This window comes from Salinivibrio sp. PR6, from assembly GCF_001995955.1.
GTDB classification, from domain to species: Bacteria; Pseudomonadota; Gammaproteobacteria; order Enterobacterales; family Vibrionaceae; genus Salinivibrio; species Salinivibrio siamensis.
The window spans coordinates 1-15574 of record NZ_MUFA01000014.1 but is presented as its reverse complement, the minus strand read 5'-3'; the positions used below and the strand labels follow the sequence as shown (position 1 = coordinate 15574).

Below are 15574 nucleotides of genomic sequence, written 5' to 3'. Positions count from 1 at the left end.
ATGCCATTGGGTCGCCGGGGGCTTGTCCAGGTTGGAAAGCCGTAGATAACATTTTATTGCTTCATAGGAAGGATAAGATTATGCGTAACTTTGATTTCTCTCCACTCTATCGTACCGCGATTGGCTTTGACCGTTTGTTTGATTTGGTTGAAAACACGAATGCGTCAAATGCAGGTGGTTTTCCTCCTTACAATATTGAGCAAGGCAAAGAGAACCAATACCGAATCACAATGGCGGTAGCAGGCTTTAGCCAAGACGAAGTAGACATTACCCAACAAAAGAACAGCCTAACGGTTGCGGGTAAAAAAGCCAGCCGTAATCAAGATACGAAGTTCTTGTATCAGGGCATTGCTGAGCGTGATTTCGAACGCAAGTTCCACCTCGACGATCATATTAAAGTGACGGGGGCGGAAATGGAAAACGGCATGCTTCATATTGATTTGGTGCGTGAGGTGCCTGAAGAGGAGAAACCTCGTCGTATCGAAATCGGTAGCCGTTTACTCGAAAACGTTGAGTAAGTGTCGGCCATAACGATACGAAAAAGGAGAGGGCAGCACCGCTGCCCTTTTTTGTGGCTAGCAAATCGTGATGTTCAGATTCACTAGCCGGTTTCAATTCTTCGCATTATAGACACGTTCTTTTCACTCGCCGCTGTTGGTGAATAGCCCTAGCGAATGAAGGTGAACGTTGAACCCACGATTGTAGCCTGGCCGAAAAGGTTCTTTGTAGACTCGTGGATTTGAATCAGATTCGCACAGATTGGAGCCGATAGGTTTCACGTGAAACACTTGGATTGTCTTAATAGAACGATCCAATACTATTTGCCAAGCCAAGCCAAGCCAAGCCAAGCCAAGCCAAGCCAAGCCAAGCCAAGCCAAGCCAAGCCAAGCCAAACCAAACCAAACCAAACCAAACCAAACCAAACCAAACCAAACCAAACCAAACCAAACCAAACCAAACCAAACCAAACCAAACCAAACCAAACCAAACCAAACCAAACCAAACCAAACCAAACCAAACCAAATGATTGTTCGCACTGCGCCGTATTCCCCCTTTTGGAAATATGGGGTGCAGAATGGTTCGATAGTTAGATCAAGCGACCGATGATTAAGGCTTAAGCTGACGAAAGGAGAAAGTAGTCCGTCAGCAGAAGAAGGTAGGTTAGATAGAGGCCAATTAGGAAAATGTTATGGCGCATTTTCTCGTTGCGAGAGGTCTAATGAAAGGTTTCACGTGGAACATGTATGTATCTGTGTTCCACGTGAAACCAGAACTTATCCTTCGTCGTAGGCGCGCGCGACTTCTTCAGCAATCACTTTTATACCTTGTTGCATAGCATCATCCTCTTGGACATAATTCATGCGAATACATTGTTTAGCATGATCCCAGCCTTCGTGATCGACACCAATAAAGAAATACTCTCCGGGGACAACCAGTACACCGCGAGCTTTTAAGCGTTTATATAACTCTTGGGTAGAGATTGGGAGCTCGTTAAACCAGAGCCACAGGAAGATAGCTCCTTCTGGCTTATGAACACGAACTCGCTCATCATTAATGGTTTCAAGCACCATCTTTAATGTGCGCTGTGACTTTTGCTGGTAGAAAGGACGAACGACGTTTTTGCTTAAGCGTAAGAGATCACCGCGTTCTATCATTGCTAGTGCCATTGCTGGCCCCATACTGTTTGGCGACAGGCTGACGATACCATTGATGTTGGACATCGCATTGATCACCGTTTCATTGGCAATCACAATCCCGCAACGCACACCAGGCAATCCTAGCTTACTCAGACTCGAGCAGAGTATGGTGTTGTCATTCCAGAACGGTGCAACGTCTTCAAAAATAATATCCGGGAAGGGCGTGCCATAAGCGTTATCGATGATCAGTGGAATATTGTGGTCGCGCGCGAGTTGGTCCAGTTGTCGGATTTCGTTATCGGTTAGCACATTCCCGGTTGGGTTAGTCGGGCGGGAGGCACAGATGGCACCAATGCTCTCATCAATCTTCAGGCGGCTGAAGTCGACATGGTATTTAAATTGGCGGTTATCCAATAATTCAATCTCAGGTTGGTAGCTAACAAAGATATCGTCGTTGATACCGGCGTCACCATAGCCGATATACTCGGGGGCGAGGGGCAACAAGATTTTTTTGTGGCTGCCATCGGCGTAGCGTCCCGCTAATAGGTTAAACAGATAAAAGAATGCACTTTGGCTGCCATTGGTCAGCATGATGTTTTTGCTTGAGAGCTGCCAGCCATAAGTCTTATTCAGCAGCTCGGCGAGGGCATTGAGTAATGCCGATTTTCCTTGTGGACCATCGTAGTTTGCCATGGCGTGAACGAGACTACCGTCGTCGAGCATTGATTGGCTTAGCGTCTTAAAGTAGTCGAGCATCTCCGGGATCGCCGCGGGGTTGCCGCCCCCCAACATAATGGCGTCTGGATTACGTAAACCGTCATTAAGATCGTCCATTAATTGTGTGATGCCCGAGTGATTGGCGAACTTCTCGCCAAAGTGAGTGACTTCCATGATTACTGCCTTTAAATATCTGTATCGATGTTGTGGTTAAGCTGCAATCAACATACAACAATCTATTGTGTAAAAGAAAGCATGGTAAGTTTGTTATCTTCTCGTCATTAAAGGGTATGGTTGACGGGGTTGTTACGTTATCGGTACACACTAGGGCGAAAGTCGCTTAGAGGGGTAGAAATCCAAGTGTTCCACGTGAAACCAACTCGGCTTGGCTCGACAAACAGGGTGATTAGCGTCATTAAATTGGGTAGCCAACGAGGCTGAGAGCTGGTAGCAAGGTAGATGAGAATTGGTAGCGAAGAGGGGCGTCCGCGTATCAACACCCAAAAAAAGCCCCGCGTCATAGCGGGGCTGAGTCGTGTGTTGCTGATAATTACTTCTGTAGAACAGAAATATCTGCCACGTTGAGGAACTGCTCACGGATAAGGTGAAGCATCGCCAAGCGGTTGGCTTTCAGTGCAGGATCATCTGCCATAACCATCACGTTATCAAAGAAGGTATCAACCGGTGTACGCAATTGCGCCAGCTCGGTCAACGCGCCTTGATAATCGCTGTCAGCAAATAAAGGTTTAACCGCAGCGACTTTCTCTGCGACCACGTCCGCCAATGCTTTTTCAGCGTCTTCTTGTAGCAAGCTAGTATTGACGCTGCTAGGGAGCTCGCCGTCATACTTGGCCAAGATATTGCCTACACGCTTGTTGGCCGCGGCAAGTGCTTCGGCTTCTTCAAGACTGCGGAAGTGCGACACCGCTTTAACGCGGCTGTCAAAGTCAGCAGGCTTGGTTGGTCGACGTGCTAACACGGCTTGGATGATATCAACGCTATAGCCCATATCTTGGTACCAAGCGCGGAAACGACCTAGCATAAAGTCGAGGACATCCGCCTCTACCTCTTTGTGAGTCAGACGGTCATCGTACTGAGCTTTGGCATCACGGATGAGGTCGACAAGATCAAGCTGATAGCCGTTCTCGACGATAATACGTAGAACGCCTAACGCGGCCCGACGCAGGGCGAAGGGGTCGCTCCCTTTCGGTGCTTGACCAATACCAAAGATGCCCACGATGGTATCCATTTTGTCAGCCATCGCGAGTGCTGAGGAGACCGGTGTGGTAGGTAGCTTATCACCGGCGAAGCGCGGCCAGTATTGCTCATTCAGTGCCAGCGCTACGGCTTCAGGCTCGCCATCATGACGCGCATAGTGCATGCCCATCACGCCTTGGGTTTCGGTGAACTCAAACACCATCGAGGTCATGAGATCGCACTTAGCCAGTTGGCCCGCGCGCTCAGTGTGTGACTTGTCGGCGCCGATACGCTCTGCAATCTGTCCTGCGAGTGCAGTAATGCGATCGGTTTTATCTTTGATGGTACCTAATTGCTTTTGGAATACCGCGCTATCAAGCTCTGGCAGGCGATCAATCAATGGGCGCTTGCGGTCAGTATCAAAGAAGAACTCCGCATCCGCGAGGCGAGGACGCACGACTTTTTCATTCCCTGAGATAACCTGCGCCGGATCTTTCGATTCAATGTTCGACACGAAGATGAACTTGGGCAGTAGCTCGCCGTTAGCGTCATAAACCGGGAAGTACTTTTGGTCGCCTTTCATGGTGTACACCAGCGCTTCTGATGGCACCTTAAGGAACTTGTCCTCGAAAGAGGCCGTCAGTACCACTGGCCATTCTACCAGTGAGGTGACTTCTTCAACCAAGTCTTCATCAAGCTCAGCAATCCCGCCAACTGCGTCAGCCGCTGCTTTGGCATCTTTAATAATCAACGCCTTACGCTTTTCATAATCGGCCATGACTTTACCTTCACGCTCAAGGCGCTCTGGGTATTGGTCAGCATGATCCAGCGTTAAGCTCGATTCACCCATAAAGCGGTGGCCACGAATCACGCGATCAGACGCCACGCCTAGGATAGTGCCTTCAATCAAGGTGTCCCCATACAGCATCACCAAGGTTTTCACTGGGCGGATAAACTGGGTGTCTTTGTCACCCCAGCGCATGGGTTTAGGAATAGGCAGCTTGCTCAGGGCGTTATCGGCCAGTACCGGCAGTAAGGCGTCAATGGCTTGACCGGGTACGTGTTGACGATACAGCAACCATTCACCTTTATCGGTTTTTAGGCGCTCGGCCTCGCTCACGTCAATCCCGTTACCGCGCGCCCAACCCATGGCCGCTTTGGTGGGGTTGCCATCTGCGTCAAAGGCGGCACTGACCGCAGGACCGCGCTTCTCAACCACTTTATCTGGCTGGCGATCGCTCAACGCCGCCACTTTAAGTGCTAAGCGACGTGGGGAGGCGTACCAAGTAATGCCTTGGTGGCTCAGATCAGCGTCTTTCAATTGTGCGTCGAATTGGCTGGCAAAAGCTTCAGCCAAGGTGCGCAAGGCTGTGGGTGGTAGCTCTTCAGTGCCGAGCTCAATCAGGAAATTTTGCGTTGCCATGATGCTCCCTTATTTGGTGTGTCGGCACATCGGGAAGCCCAGCGCTTCGCGAGATGCGTAGTAGGCTTCGGCGACACGTTTAGTCAGTGTGCGAATGCGCAGAATATAGCGTTGACGTTCAGTCACTGAGATGGCTTTACGCGCATCCAGCAGGTTGAACGCATGACCGGCTTTTAGGATCTGTTCGTAAGCAGGCAAAGGGAGCGGCTGCTCGAGATCCAGAAGCTTGGTACTTTCGGCTTCGCACTGGTCAAAGTAGCGGAACAGAAAATCAACATCAGCGTGTTCAAAGTTGTAGGTCGATTGCTCCACTTCGTTTTGGTGGAAAATATCGCCGTAGGTGACTTTGCCAAATGGGCCATCGGTCCAAACCAGATCATACACAGAATCGACTTCTTGAATGTACATCGCCAGACGTTCGATACCGTAGGTAATCTCACCAGTGACAGGTTTACATTCCAATCCGCCGACTTGCTGGAAGTAGGTAAACTGGGTGATCTCCATCCCGTTCAGCCAGACTTCCCAGCCGAGGCCCCAAGCGCCAAGCGTTGGGTTTTCCCAGTTATCTTCCACAAAGCGAATGTCGTGGACTTCTGGGTCAATTCCCAGCACTCGCAGCGAGCCTAAATACAGCTCTTGAATGTTATCGGGTGACGGCTTCAGGATGGTTTGAAACTGGTAGTAGTGCTGCAGACGGTTCGGGTTCTCGCCATAACGCCCATCGGTAGGACGGCGAGAAGGTTGAACGTAAGCCGCTGCAATGGGCTCTGGACCAAGTGCACGCAAGCATGTCATTGGGTGGGAGGTACCTGCACCCACTTCCATGTCTAGCGGCTGAACAATGGTACAGCCTTGCTGGGCCCAATAATCCTGCAGCGCGAGGATCATACCCTGAAAGGTTTTGATATCGAATTTATGCATTGTCAGGTTCGCGCGAGTTGATGAATGGAGAAAATAGCTGGCAATTATAACTCGCAGCGCGCTCAAGCAGTAGGGGGCTGGCGGATTTTTGTGCGCCTTTGAGGCGCTTATTTTCTCCGTGCAGGGGCAAGAGGAATAGAAGTTGCCAAGCGATTGTTCAAATCGTACACTAGCGCCGTCTTGGGGAGTAGTTGACCACTGCACAGTCAGTGGGGCAATCATCAACATAGTTGAAGCAAAATCTTCATGGTGATTGCAAGCCTGCCATTAGGTGCTCTGGGCTTGACGAGACCAACGACAATCGCACGAACCGGGGTGGGGCGTGTGTGTTGTCGTGGTTGAATCATAATAAGCCCTGCCCCAGATGAGCAATGTCATGAGCGTTCTTGCCATTTCTATCTCTACCGTCACCTTGGCGGAAATCGGGGATAAAACCCAACTACTATCGCTGGCGTTAGCGACACGTTTTCGTAAACCTGCGGTGATTATCAGTGCCATTTTATTGGCGACGTTAGTCAATCACGCCATTGCTGCTTGGCTCGGCGTGGTTGCGGCCGATATTCTGACCGATACCGTATTGCATATTATTTTGATCATCAGTTTTGGCGTGATGGCGGTATGGATGCTGATCCCGGATAAGCTTGAGGATGAAGGTATTCAGGGCAAAAGCGCGTTTTGGGCGAGCTTCAGTGCGTTCTTTGTCGCAGAAATTGGCGATAAAACCCAGCTCGCCACGACCGCATTGGGCGCACAGTTTAATGAAGCGTTGTGGGTGGTAGTGATTGGATCAACCATTGGTATGTTGCTAGCCAATGTCCCTGTGGTGCTGGCGGGTGATAAAATTCAGCGCCATGTCCCGCTTGCTGTCGTGCGGGTGCTCGCGGCGGCGATGTTTGCCGCATTGGCTGTGCTCGATACTTGGTATCTACTGAGCTAACGCAGGACAATGATGAATGAGTAAGGGTTGGCGTTATGCCAGCCCTTTTTTGATCAAAAACTGAAACGGCACGCTCTCTGTTTGGGCTGCGATAAGGGTGTGATCCATAAAACGACAAAAGCTGGGAATATCACGCGTGGTTGAGGGATCATCGGCGGTAATCAGCAAGGTTTGTCCCTCGTCCATATGACGGATACGTTTACGTACCATCATTACAGGCTCCGGGCAGCGCAGGCCTAAGGCATCAAGTTGAAGATCGGCGTGGTCAAAAGCGAGTGTCATTATTTTTACCTCAAAAAGTGTCGACCTGATCATACTTATGGCGACAAATTATTCAAACAGGGTTGCGCTTGTAAATGAGTTGTGTAAATTATTTAACAAGTCGTTAACGAAAGGCGGGATCATGAGAAAAGCACAAACGAGCACATTGAGCTTGGCTTATGGACACCGTATCGCTGCTTACACAGGGCTTAGCGGACTCGCTTTTTGGGGATTAACGCACAGTCATGAGCACACTCTCTTGGCAACACTAGCAATCTGCGCCGCAGCCTTGGGGTTATTGGTAGAAGCCTTATCGACCTCAACGCCACGCTCGCAGCCTGACTAGGCTGACTCACTCAACAGCTACACTCACTCCCAGTTTTCTTGGGCTTCCCCGCTCTTCGAGCGGGATTTTTTTTGTCTGCACGTCGCCAATAAAGGCCAACCCGTAATAAAGATTGGCCTTTTTGCGCGGATTAGCCTTGGTGAGCGATATCAATAACGACGCGGCCTTTCACCTCGCCCTGAATAATTTTATCCGCATATTCTGGGGTTTGCGCCAGTGCGATAGTGTGGCATGCCTGTTCAAAGTAACTGGCTGGGAGTAGCTTGGTGAGTGATTGCCACGCAGCTTGACGTTGCGCTTTCGGGCAAGAAACGGAGTCAACACCTTGCAATCGCACATTGCGCAAAATAAACGGCATCACAGTGGCGGGTAAATCAAAACCGCCGGCAAGGCCGCATGCGGCAACTGTGCCACCGTACTGGATTTGTGAAAGGACATTGGCGAGCATTTGACTGCCCACGGTATCAATTGCGCCTGCCCACTGTTGCTTGTCCAGCGGGCGACCTGGTGCGCTAAAGGACTCGCGCGGTAGCACTTCGTCAGCGCCTAGTTGCTTAAGCCACGCTTGGTTGGCTTCAAGTCGGCCTGTGACGGCACAGACGCGATAGCCCAACGCATGCAATAAGGTGACCGCGACAGAGCCAACGCCGCCACTGGCTCCGGTGACTAACACTGGGCCATCTTCAGGTTTGACGCCACCATCGATTAAGGCTTGCACACATAACATCGCGGTAAACCCCGCGGTGCCTACCATCATTGCTTGTTGCGCAGTGAGCCCCTCAGGAAGGGGAACGAGCCAGTCGCCATTAACACGCGCTTTCTCTGCCATGCCTCCCCAGTGTGCTTCACCGACGCCCCAACCAGTGAGCACCACTTTATCTCCGGGTTGATAGTCGGGATGTTGGCTATCGGCAACTGTGCCGGCAAAGTCGATCCCTGGCACCATGGGGAATTGGCGAACAATCTTACCTTTGCCGGTAATGGCTAAGCCGTCTTTATAATTAAGGGAGCTGAAATCAACATTGACGGTGACATTGCCTTCTGGAAGAAGGTCATCATCGAGTGAGGTGATTTTGGCAAGGGTTTGCTTTTCGTGTTGTTCAAGGACAAGCGCGTTAAACATGGCATTCTCCCGGTTGAAGTCAGTGAGTGGCCATACTAGGCCAGATGATGTTACCACCACATGCGTTACATCAATCACTATGCGATTGCGTGCGGGATGACGCAAGCCAAAAAAAGAGCGGACGTAGCCGCTCTTTATTGATGAAAGTGCGCATTGTGGTTAAACGCGTTCGAACACTGTCGCAATCCCCTGACCGAGACCAATGCACATGGTCGCTAAGCCTAAGGTAGCATCTTGGCGCTCCATTTGATGTAGCAAGGTGGTCGAGATGCGTGCGCCGGAACAGCCTAGCGGGTGACCCAGTGCAATTGCACCACCGTTGAGGTTAACTTTGTCATCCACTTTATCCATCAGGCCAAGATCTTTGACACAAGGCAGAGACTGGGCGGCAAATGCCTCATTCAGTTCGACCAAGTCAATGTCATCGATGCTTAGGCCCGCACGTTTGAGCGCTTTTTTGGTCGCTGGGACCGGACCATATCCCATAATGGATGGGTCACAGCCGGCGACGCCCATGGCACGGATACGTGCACGGATAGGCAGCCCCAAGGCTTTGGCCTTTTCTTCACTCATCACCAACATTGCAGAGGCACCATCCGATAGTGCCGACGACGAGCCAGCGGTTACTGTGCCATTGGCAGGGTCAAAGGCGGGGCGTAAACCAGCGAGGCTCTCTACGGTGGTTTCTGGACGAATCACTTCATCGTCTTCCACCAAGGTGAGTAAGCCATCGGCATCATGGCCTTCAATAGGCGCAATCTCATCTCTAAAACGGCCTTCCACGGTGGCGGCATGCGCACGGGCATGAGAACGAGCGGCAAACTGGTCTTGCATTTCACGACTGATGCCATGCATGCGACCGAGCATTTCTGCGGTAAGTCCCATCATGCCAGCGGCTTTAGCGACTGACTTAGATAAGCCAGGGTGGAAGTCGACACCATGGTTCATCGGCACGTGGCCCATGTGTTCGACACCACCAATCAAGAAGGTGTCGCCATCACCGACCATGATTGCGCGAGCCGCATCGTGCAGTGCCTGCATCGACGAGCCACACAGGCGGTTGACCGTGGTGGCACCCACGCTATGTGGAATGCCAGCAAGGAGCGCCGCATTACGGGCAATGTTGAAACCTTGCTCGAGCGTTTGTTGTACACAGCCCCAGTAGATGTCTTCAATGCTGGTGCTGTCTACCCCAGGGTTACGTACCAATAGAGACTTCATCAGGTGCGCGGATAGATCTTCAGCACGAACGTGGCGAAACACACCGCCTTTCGAACGGCCCATGGGGGTACGGATACAGTCAACGATCACTACATTGTTCATTGTTCTCTCCTTAAACTTAGGCTGATTGCGGTGCGTTGACCGGTGTGACATCAAAGTAAGCCTGTTTATCGCTGGCACGACGTTTCATATCCGTAGGAACATGATACAAAGCGCCGAGCTCAGAGAATTTGTCAGCCATGGCGACGTAGTTATCAACACCCAAAGTATCGACATAACGGAAGGCACCGCCTCGGAATGGCGGGAAGCCGATACCGTAAACCAAAGCAATGTCTGCTTCTGCCGGAGAGGCAATGATGTTTTCTTCCAAACAGCGGGCGACTTCGTTGATCATCGGCACCATCATGCGAGCGATAATATCCTCGTCACTGATCTCTGCTTGACCCCCTTCAATTACGGGTGCGAGCAAAGCAGGGACGGCTTCATCGGCTTCTTTTTTCGGCTTGCCTTTTTTGTCTGTGGTGTAGCGGTAGAAGCCTTTGCCATTCTTCTGACCAAAGCGCTCGGCTTCAAACATCACATCAATGGCATCGCGGCCAGACTTACTCATGCGGTCTGGGAAGCCTTCTGCCATCACTGCCTGCGCATGATGTGCGGTATCAATACCGACCACGTCAAGCAGATACGCCGGACCCATCGGCCAGCCAAATTGTTTTTCCATGACTTTATCAATGCGCTGGAAGTCCACCCCGTCACGCAGTAGCAAACTAAAGGCATGGAAGTAGGGGAACAATACACGGTTGACGAAAAAGCCGGGGCAGTCGTTGACGACCACGGGCGACTTACCCATCTTGGCGGCGTAAGCCACCACGCGTGCGATGGTTTCATCAGAGGTTTTCTCGCCACGAATCACTTCCACTAATGGCATGCGATGAACCGGGTTAAAGAAGTGCATGCCACAGAAGTTTTCTGGACGGGCCAATGACTTCGCCAGTGTATTGATAGGAATGGTAGAGGTGTTGGACGCAATGACCGTGTCGTCACTGACTAGCGCTTCGACTTCTTTGAGGACGCTGGTTTTCACTTTCGGGTTCTCGACCACGGCCTCGACGATCACGTCACTTTGCTCAATGCCCGCATAGTGAAGACTTGGGGTGATTGACGACAATACTTGGCCCATTTTAAAACCATCGACACGACCACGCTCTAGCTGCTTATTCAGCAGCTTGGTTGCTTCTTTCATACCGAGGTCGAGTGAGGCTTGGGCGATGTCTTTCATCATCACCGGCACGCCTTTCAGTGCCGATTGATAGGCAATGCCGCCGCCCATGATGCCTGCGCCTAATACCGCACCACGTTGTGTGTCTTTACCTTGTTTGGCTGCTTTTTTCGCGTTGCCTTTGATGACCTGGTCATTGAGGAAAATGCCCACCAAGGCTTGTGCGACATCGGTTTTGGCTAGCTTGACGAAATAGCGGTTTTCGACCTCAAGTGCCTCATCGCGTGTCATCCCTGCGGCTTCTTCAATGGCCGTCACTGCCGTCATTGGAGCCGGATAATGTTTCCCTGCAACTTGTGCCACCATGCCTTTGGCCATGGTAAAGCTCATCGCTGCCTCGATGCGGTTAAGCTTCAGTGGTTGTTTTTTCTGTTGGCGACGGCTCTGCCAGTCAATTTTTTCGTCGATCGCTTGGCCTAGCATTCGAATCGCCGCGTCACGCAGGTGCGCGTTATCGACAACGGCATCCACTACGCCTTCTTTTAATGCCGCGGACGCGCGTTTTTCTTTCCCAGCAGTGATGATTTCCATCGCGGTATCGGCGCCGATAAGTCGAGGCAAGCGCACCGTACCACCGAAGCCGGGCATAATACCGAGCTTGGTTTCAGGAAGACCGATACGCGCGTCCTGACCTGCTACACGTAAATCGGTCGCGAGTATGCACTCACAGCCACCGCCGAGTGCATGGCCATTGACGGCACTAAGGGTGGGATAGGGTAAATCTTCTAAACGATTGAAAATGGCATTGGCGCGAGATACCCAATCAGAGAGCTCTTGGTCGGGTTTGGCAAACAATCCGAGAAATTCGGTAATGTCTGCGCCGACAATAAAGGCTGATTTAGCAGAGGTCAGCAGCAGTCCTTTAATATCATCGCGACCCGACAAGGCATCGAGGGCTTGGTCTAAGCTTTCTAGCGTTGCCAGATCCAATTTGTTGACAGAACCTTGGCTGTCTAGGGTCAGTTCTGCAATGCCGTTATCCAAAGCACGAACTGATAGGTTATCTCCTTGGTAGATCATGGTTGTTCTCCACGTTGGCAGTACCATCCTGGTTGAATAGTGTTCTGGTTAGACCAGATGCGACCTAGTGTGGATCATTGTTATAAGAAATGACAACCAAAAGTTAAACGAATGTTTAAAATATGTGGTGTGGGTTGTTTTTACTGTGGTCGAGTCCCTGTCGTGCTTGAGGGAATATGATACAGTGCATCGCTGAGACACAAAGGTTGTACCATGATGCCTATCACCCCATACGCAGTGCCTGCTGACACCGTGAGGCACGAGCTTGAAATCAAAAAAAGCCGGTTTATTACGTATCTTGCTCATACGCCCGGAGAACAAGAGGCAAAGCAATTTATTCAATCGTTGCGAGAAGCGTATCCTGATGCACGGCATCACTGCTGGGCATTTGTCGCAGGCCGGCCTGAATCTTCCGTGCAATGGGGGTGTGGCGATGATGGTGAGCCAGCGGGAACGGCAGGCAAGCCGATGCTTGCGCAGTTATCTGGTGCGAACGTCGGTGAGATTTGTGCCGTGGTAGTACGCTATTTTGGCGGGATTAAACTGGGTACTGGGGGCTTGGTCAAAGCGTATGGCAGTAGTGTGCAGCAAGCCCTGGGCCTTTTGACCACGCGAGAAGTGGCAGTGACAGTCCCTTACACGATAAGCTGTGAATATGCTCACATTGATACGATAGAATCGCTGCTCAAGCAGTACGATGGCGTTCAGCTCGATGCAGAATTCAGCCATAATGTGCGATTGAGTGTGCGTATCGATGCGCGCTATATCGATGTGTTTCTTGAAGCACTTAAAAATCAAACCCGCGGACAAGCAAGCGCGCACCCGTTAGAACATAAGACAACGTCAGGCACTTAGCCTGCTTTACGTGTAACGACGAGACGGTAGAAAGTCGCTACCGCCGATAAGAGGGCCACGTCAGGCTATGCAATTTCGTTCCATTACCCGCATTGTCGGACTCCTGCTGGCCCTGTTCAGCATCACCATGTTAGCGCCTGCATTGGTTGCGTTTATCTATCGTGATGGCGCGGGCTATCCTTTTGTTTTGACGTTTTTTCTGCTACTCGCAGGTGGCGGGTTACTTTGGTTCCCCAATCGAAATTATCGGCATGAACTCAAAGCACGTGATGGCTTTTTGATTGTTGTCTTATTCTGGACGGTGATCGGCAGTGCAGGGGCAGTTCCGTTGATGCTGTCTGAACAGCCCGATCTTTCCGTGAGCGAGGCGTTTTTTGAGTCCTTTTCTGGTTTAACCACGACGGGCGCAACCGTCATTGTGGGGCTAGATGAGTTACCTAAAGCGATTTTGTTCTATCGTCAGTTGCTACAGTGGTTTGGTGGTATGGGGATCATTGTGCTGGCGGTGGCCATCCTACCAGTACTCGGCATCGGGGGGATGCAGCTTTATCGCGCCGAGATCCCTGGCCCCGTGAAAGACACCAAAATGACACCTCGGATCGCTGAGACTGCCAAGGTGCTCTGGTACATTTATCTGACTTTAACCGTAAGTTGTGCCTTGGCCTACTGGCTGGCGGGCATGTCTGCCTTTGATGCCATTGGGCACAGCTTTTCGACCGTTGCCATCGGCGGGTTCTCAACCCACGATGCCAGCATTGGTCACTTTGATAGCACTGCGGTTAATCTCATCACTGTGGTGTTTCTGCTGATCTCTGCGTGTAACTTTTCTCTCCATTTCGCCGCCTTTGCCAATAATGGGCTCAATCTAAAGTTTTACTTGCGTGATCCAGAATTTCGCGCGTTTTTGGTGATTCAGTTCCTACTATGGCTGGTGGTGTTTACCATGCTGAGCGGGCATCAGGTTTATGAGAGCGCCACGGAAACCTTCACCCAGGCGCTATTTCAGTCGGTATCAATATCAACCACCGCGGGGTATACCACCACAACCTTTGCCCATTGGCCGTTGTTCCTCCCCGTTTTACTCTTGTTCTCGTCATTTATTGGTGGGTGTGCAGGCTCGACCGGTGGCGGGATGAAGGTCATTCGTATCTTGCTGTTGTCACTCCAAGGAACGCGAGAATTGAAACGCTTGGTGCACCCTCGCGCGGTATACACCATCAAAGTGGGTAATAAGGCGCTACGGCAGCAAGTGGTTGATGCCGTATGGGGGTTCTTCTCCGCCTACGCGCTGGTATTTGTCATTTGTATGTTGGCCTTGATAGCCACTGGCATTGAAGAGCTAACGGCGTTTTCAGCCGTTGCAGCGACCCTCAATAACCTAGGCCCAGGGCTAGGCGAAGTGGCTGCTCACTTTGGCGATATTAATGACACGGCGAAGTGGGTATTGATCCTTGCCATGCTATTCGGTCGTTTAGAAATATTCACATTATTGGTTTTATTTACTCCCACATTCTGGCGGAGCTAGCCGTATGGGGAAGGAGAGGACATGAGCGAGCAAAGCAACGCAACGCAAAAAGTCTTACTGCTACATTCCAGCCGAGAAGGGCAGACCAAGAAAATCCTGCATTTTATCGAGCAACAGCTGGGGGCTTCGGCGCAGTGTGAGGTGAAAGATATTCATCAGCGGCCAGACATTGATCTCAGCCAATACGATCGGATACTGATTGGTGCGTCTATTCGCTATGGGCATTTTAATAAAAAGCTATATCAATTCATTGATGCGCATGCAGATCAGCTTAAAACCGTGAAAGCAGCATTCTTTAGTGTCAATCTCACCGCGCGTAAACCGGGGAAAGATACGCCAGAAACCAGCGCTTATAGCCGTAAGTTTATCGAAAAGTCACCCTGGACCCCCGAACTGCATGGTGTCTTTGCCGGCGCACTCTACTATCCACGTTATAAATGGTTTGATCGAGTGATGATTCGCTTCATCATGCATATCACGGGTGGGGAGACGGATACGACCAAAGAGGTTGAATACACGGATTGGCGAAAAGTGGCGGAATTTAGCGAGCAATTTGCCCGCTTTTAGGCCATAACGCTGATTGTTTGACCGAACGGCGACTTTTTCTAAAAAAAGTCGCTTTTTAGTCTTGCGAAGGTGAGTGGTTTCTCTATAATGCGCCTCCATCGACACGGCACGTAGGGCAAGCGTTCAGCGAGCATGTCGAGGCAAAAAATCAAATAAAAATAAACGCTTGACGTGAGTTTTTAAAAGATTAAGATGACCGACCTACTTAACGCCAAGCGTTAGGGGAGTCAAAAAGAGGTTTTATTTCACCCGGCGGGTTGAAAATAAAAGATAAAATTTCTTCTTGACTTTAACAGCAAGGCGCGTAAGATACGCAGCCCTGGCCAAGCGAAGCGCAGCTTCGCAATGTCAACGCTCTTTAACAATTTGACCTATGCAATCTGTGTGGGCACTCGTTGAGAATAGACAAAAAGATTTATTCGATGAACTGAGTGACCAAACGACAACTTTTACAGTTGTTCGGCACAGTCAATTCGTTTTTCTCTTCGGAGAGAAACAGTAATCAGTATTCATTGAGCTGAAACTTCGGTTTCGAAAAAACTTAA

14 protein-coding genes are annotated in these 15574 nt (G+C 50.7%); 6 read left to right on the top strand and 8 right to left on the bottom strand.

Features of this window, described 5'->3' with window-relative positions:
- Positions 1 to 80 precede the first annotated feature (80 nt).
- The gene (locus BZG72_RS11875; RefSeq protein WP_046074840.1) at positions 81 to 518 is read left to right on the top strand and encodes an Hsp20 family protein; all 438 of its coding nucleotides are present in this window, start codon (positions 81 to 83) and stop codon (positions 516 to 518) included.
- Positions 519 to 817: 299 nt separating this feature from the next.
- Here BZG72_RS11875 and BZG72_RS16240 read toward each other — a convergent pair whose 3' ends face one another.
- The 4 genes from BZG72_RS16240 to glyQ form a co-directional block, all read right to left on the bottom strand.
- The gene (locus tag BZG72_RS16240) at positions 818 to 1018 is read right to left on the bottom strand and encodes a hypothetical protein (protein WP_158075473.1); all 201 of its coding nucleotides are present in this window, start codon (positions 1016 to 1018) and stop codon (positions 818 to 820) included.
- A gap of 256 nt (positions 1019 to 1274) precedes the next feature.
- Positions 1275 to 2528 (bottom strand): valine--pyruvate transaminase, encoded by a 1254-nt coding sequence (locus BZG72_RS11860; RefSeq protein ID WP_077666876.1) that lies wholly within the window; start codon positions 2526 to 2528, stop codon positions 1275 to 1277.
- A 376-nt stretch (positions 2529 to 2904) separates the two neighbouring features.
- On the bottom strand, positions 2905 to 4974 hold the full coding sequence (glyS, locus tag BZG72_RS11855) for a glycine--tRNA ligase subunit beta (RefSeq protein WP_077666875.1): 2070 nt from the start codon (positions 4972 to 4974) through the stop codon (positions 2905 to 2907).
- Between the two features lie 9 nt (positions 4975 to 4983).
- Entirely contained in the window at positions 4984 to 5895 is a 912-nt protein-coding gene (glyQ, locus tag BZG72_RS11850; protein WP_046074837.1) for a glycine--tRNA ligase subunit alpha, read from the bottom strand.
- A gap of 376 nt (positions 5896 to 6271) precedes the next feature.
- On the opposite strand from glyQ, the gene BZG72_RS11845 reads away from it, so the two are divergent.
- A complete protein-coding gene (locus BZG72_RS11845) occupies positions 6272 to 6832 on the top strand; it encodes a TMEM165/GDT1 family protein (RefSeq protein WP_046074836.1) in 561 nt (186 codons plus the stop codon).
- 33 nt (positions 6833 to 6865) lie between these two features.
- On the opposite strand, the gene tusA is transcribed toward BZG72_RS11845, so the two are convergent.
- On the bottom strand, positions 6866 to 7114 hold the full coding sequence (tusA, locus tag BZG72_RS11840) for a sulfurtransferase TusA (RefSeq protein WP_046074835.1): 249 nt from the start codon (positions 7112 to 7114) through the stop codon (positions 6866 to 6868).
- A 121-nt stretch (positions 7115 to 7235) separates the two neighbouring features.
- Here tusA and BZG72_RS16200 point away from each other — a divergent pair, with 121 nt between their 5' ends.
- A complete protein-coding gene (locus BZG72_RS16200) occupies positions 7236 to 7439 on the top strand; it encodes a hypothetical protein (RefSeq protein ID WP_077607307.1) in 204 nt (67 codons plus the stop codon).
- 130 nt (positions 7440 to 7569) lie between these two features.
- On the opposite strand, the gene acuI is transcribed toward BZG72_RS16200, so the two are convergent.
- From acuI to fadB, 3 genes are all read right to left on the bottom strand, one after another.
- Positions 7570 to 8562, bottom strand: coding sequence for an acrylyl-CoA reductase (NADPH) (gene acuI / locus BZG72_RS11835; protein WP_077666874.1), 993 nt, complete (start codon positions 8560 to 8562; stop codon positions 7570 to 7572).
- Positions 8563 to 8721: 159 nt separating this feature from the next.
- On the bottom strand, positions 8722 to 9885 hold the full coding sequence (gene fadA, locus BZG72_RS11830) for an acetyl-CoA C-acyltransferase FadA (RefSeq protein WP_046074832.1): 1164 nt from the start codon (positions 9883 to 9885) through the stop codon (positions 8722 to 8724).
- A 16-nt stretch (positions 9886 to 9901) separates the two neighbouring features.
- On the bottom strand, positions 9902 to 12082 hold the full coding sequence (fadB, locus tag BZG72_RS11825) for a fatty acid oxidation complex subunit alpha FadB (protein WP_077666873.1): 2181 nt from the start codon (positions 12080 to 12082) through the stop codon (positions 9902 to 9904).
- A gap of 216 nt (positions 12083 to 12298) precedes the next feature.
- On the opposite strand from fadB, the gene BZG72_RS11820 reads away from it, so the two are divergent.
- The 3 genes from BZG72_RS11820 (at position 12299) to hemG (ending at position 15029) form a co-directional block, all read left to right on the top strand.
- Entirely contained in the window at positions 12299 to 12937 is a 639-nt protein-coding gene (locus BZG72_RS11820) for a YigZ family protein (RefSeq protein WP_046074893.1), read from the top strand.
- Positions 12938 to 13004: 67 nt separating this feature from the next.
- Positions 13005 to 14462 (top strand): TrkH family potassium uptake protein, encoded by a 1458-nt coding sequence (locus BZG72_RS11815; RefSeq protein WP_046074830.1) that lies wholly within the window; start codon positions 13005 to 13007, stop codon positions 14460 to 14462.
- A gap of 21 nt (positions 14463 to 14483) precedes the next feature.
- Positions 14484 to 15029, top strand: coding sequence for a menaquinone-dependent protoporphyrinogen IX dehydrogenase (hemG, locus tag BZG72_RS11810; protein WP_046074829.1), 546 nt, complete (start codon positions 14484 to 14486; stop codon positions 15027 to 15029).
- Positions 15030 to 15574 lie beyond the last annotated feature (545 nt).

Excerpts from the sequence above, each read along its gene's own strand:
- acuI (WP_077666874.1), bottom strand. The coding sequence starts at position 8,562 with ATGTTTAACGCGCTTGTCCTTGAACAACACGAAAAGCAAACCCTTGCC.
- BZG72_RS11875 (WP_046074840.1), top strand. The coding sequence starts at position 81 with ATGCGTAACTTTGATTTCTCTCCACTCTATCGTACCGCGATTGGCTTT.
- BZG72_RS16200 (WP_077607307.1), top strand. The coding sequence starts at position 7,236 with ATGAGAAAAGCACAAACGAGCACATTGAGCTTGGCTTATGGACACCGT.
- BZG72_RS11820 (WP_046074893.1), top strand. The coding sequence starts at position 12,299 with ATGCCTATCACCCCATACGCAGTGCCTGCTGACACCGTGAGGCACGAG.
- glyS (WP_077666875.1), bottom strand. The coding sequence starts at position 4,974 with ATGGCAACGCAAAATTTCCTGATTGAGCTCGGCACTGAAGAGCTACCA.
- BZG72_RS11860 (WP_077666876.1), bottom strand. The coding sequence starts at position 2,528 with ATGGAAGTCACTCACTTTGGCGAGAAGTTCGCCAATCACTCGGGCATC.
- fadA (WP_046074832.1), bottom strand. The coding sequence starts at position 9,885 with ATGAACAATGTAGTGATCGTTGACTGTATCCGTACCCCCATGGGCCGT.
- BZG72_RS11815 (WP_046074830.1), top strand. The coding sequence starts at position 13,005 with ATGCAATTTCGTTCCATTACCCGCATTGTCGGACTCCTGCTGGCCCTG.
- fadB (WP_077666873.1), bottom strand. The coding sequence starts at position 12,082 with ATGATCTACCAAGGAGATAACCTATCAGTTCGTGCTTTGGATAACGGC.
- glyQ (WP_046074837.1), bottom strand. The coding sequence starts at position 5,895 with ATGCATAAATTCGATATCAAAACCTTTCAGGGTATGATCCTCGCGCTG.
- BZG72_RS11845 (WP_046074836.1), top strand. The coding sequence starts at position 6,272 with ATGAGCGTTCTTGCCATTTCTATCTCTACCGTCACCTTGGCGGAAATC.
- tusA (WP_046074835.1), bottom strand. The coding sequence starts at position 7,114 with ATGACACTCGCTTTTGACCACGCCGATCTTCAACTTGATGCCTTAGGC.
- hemG (WP_046074829.1), top strand. The coding sequence starts at position 14,484 with ATGAGCGAGCAAAGCAACGCAACGCAAAAAGTCTTACTGCTACATTCC.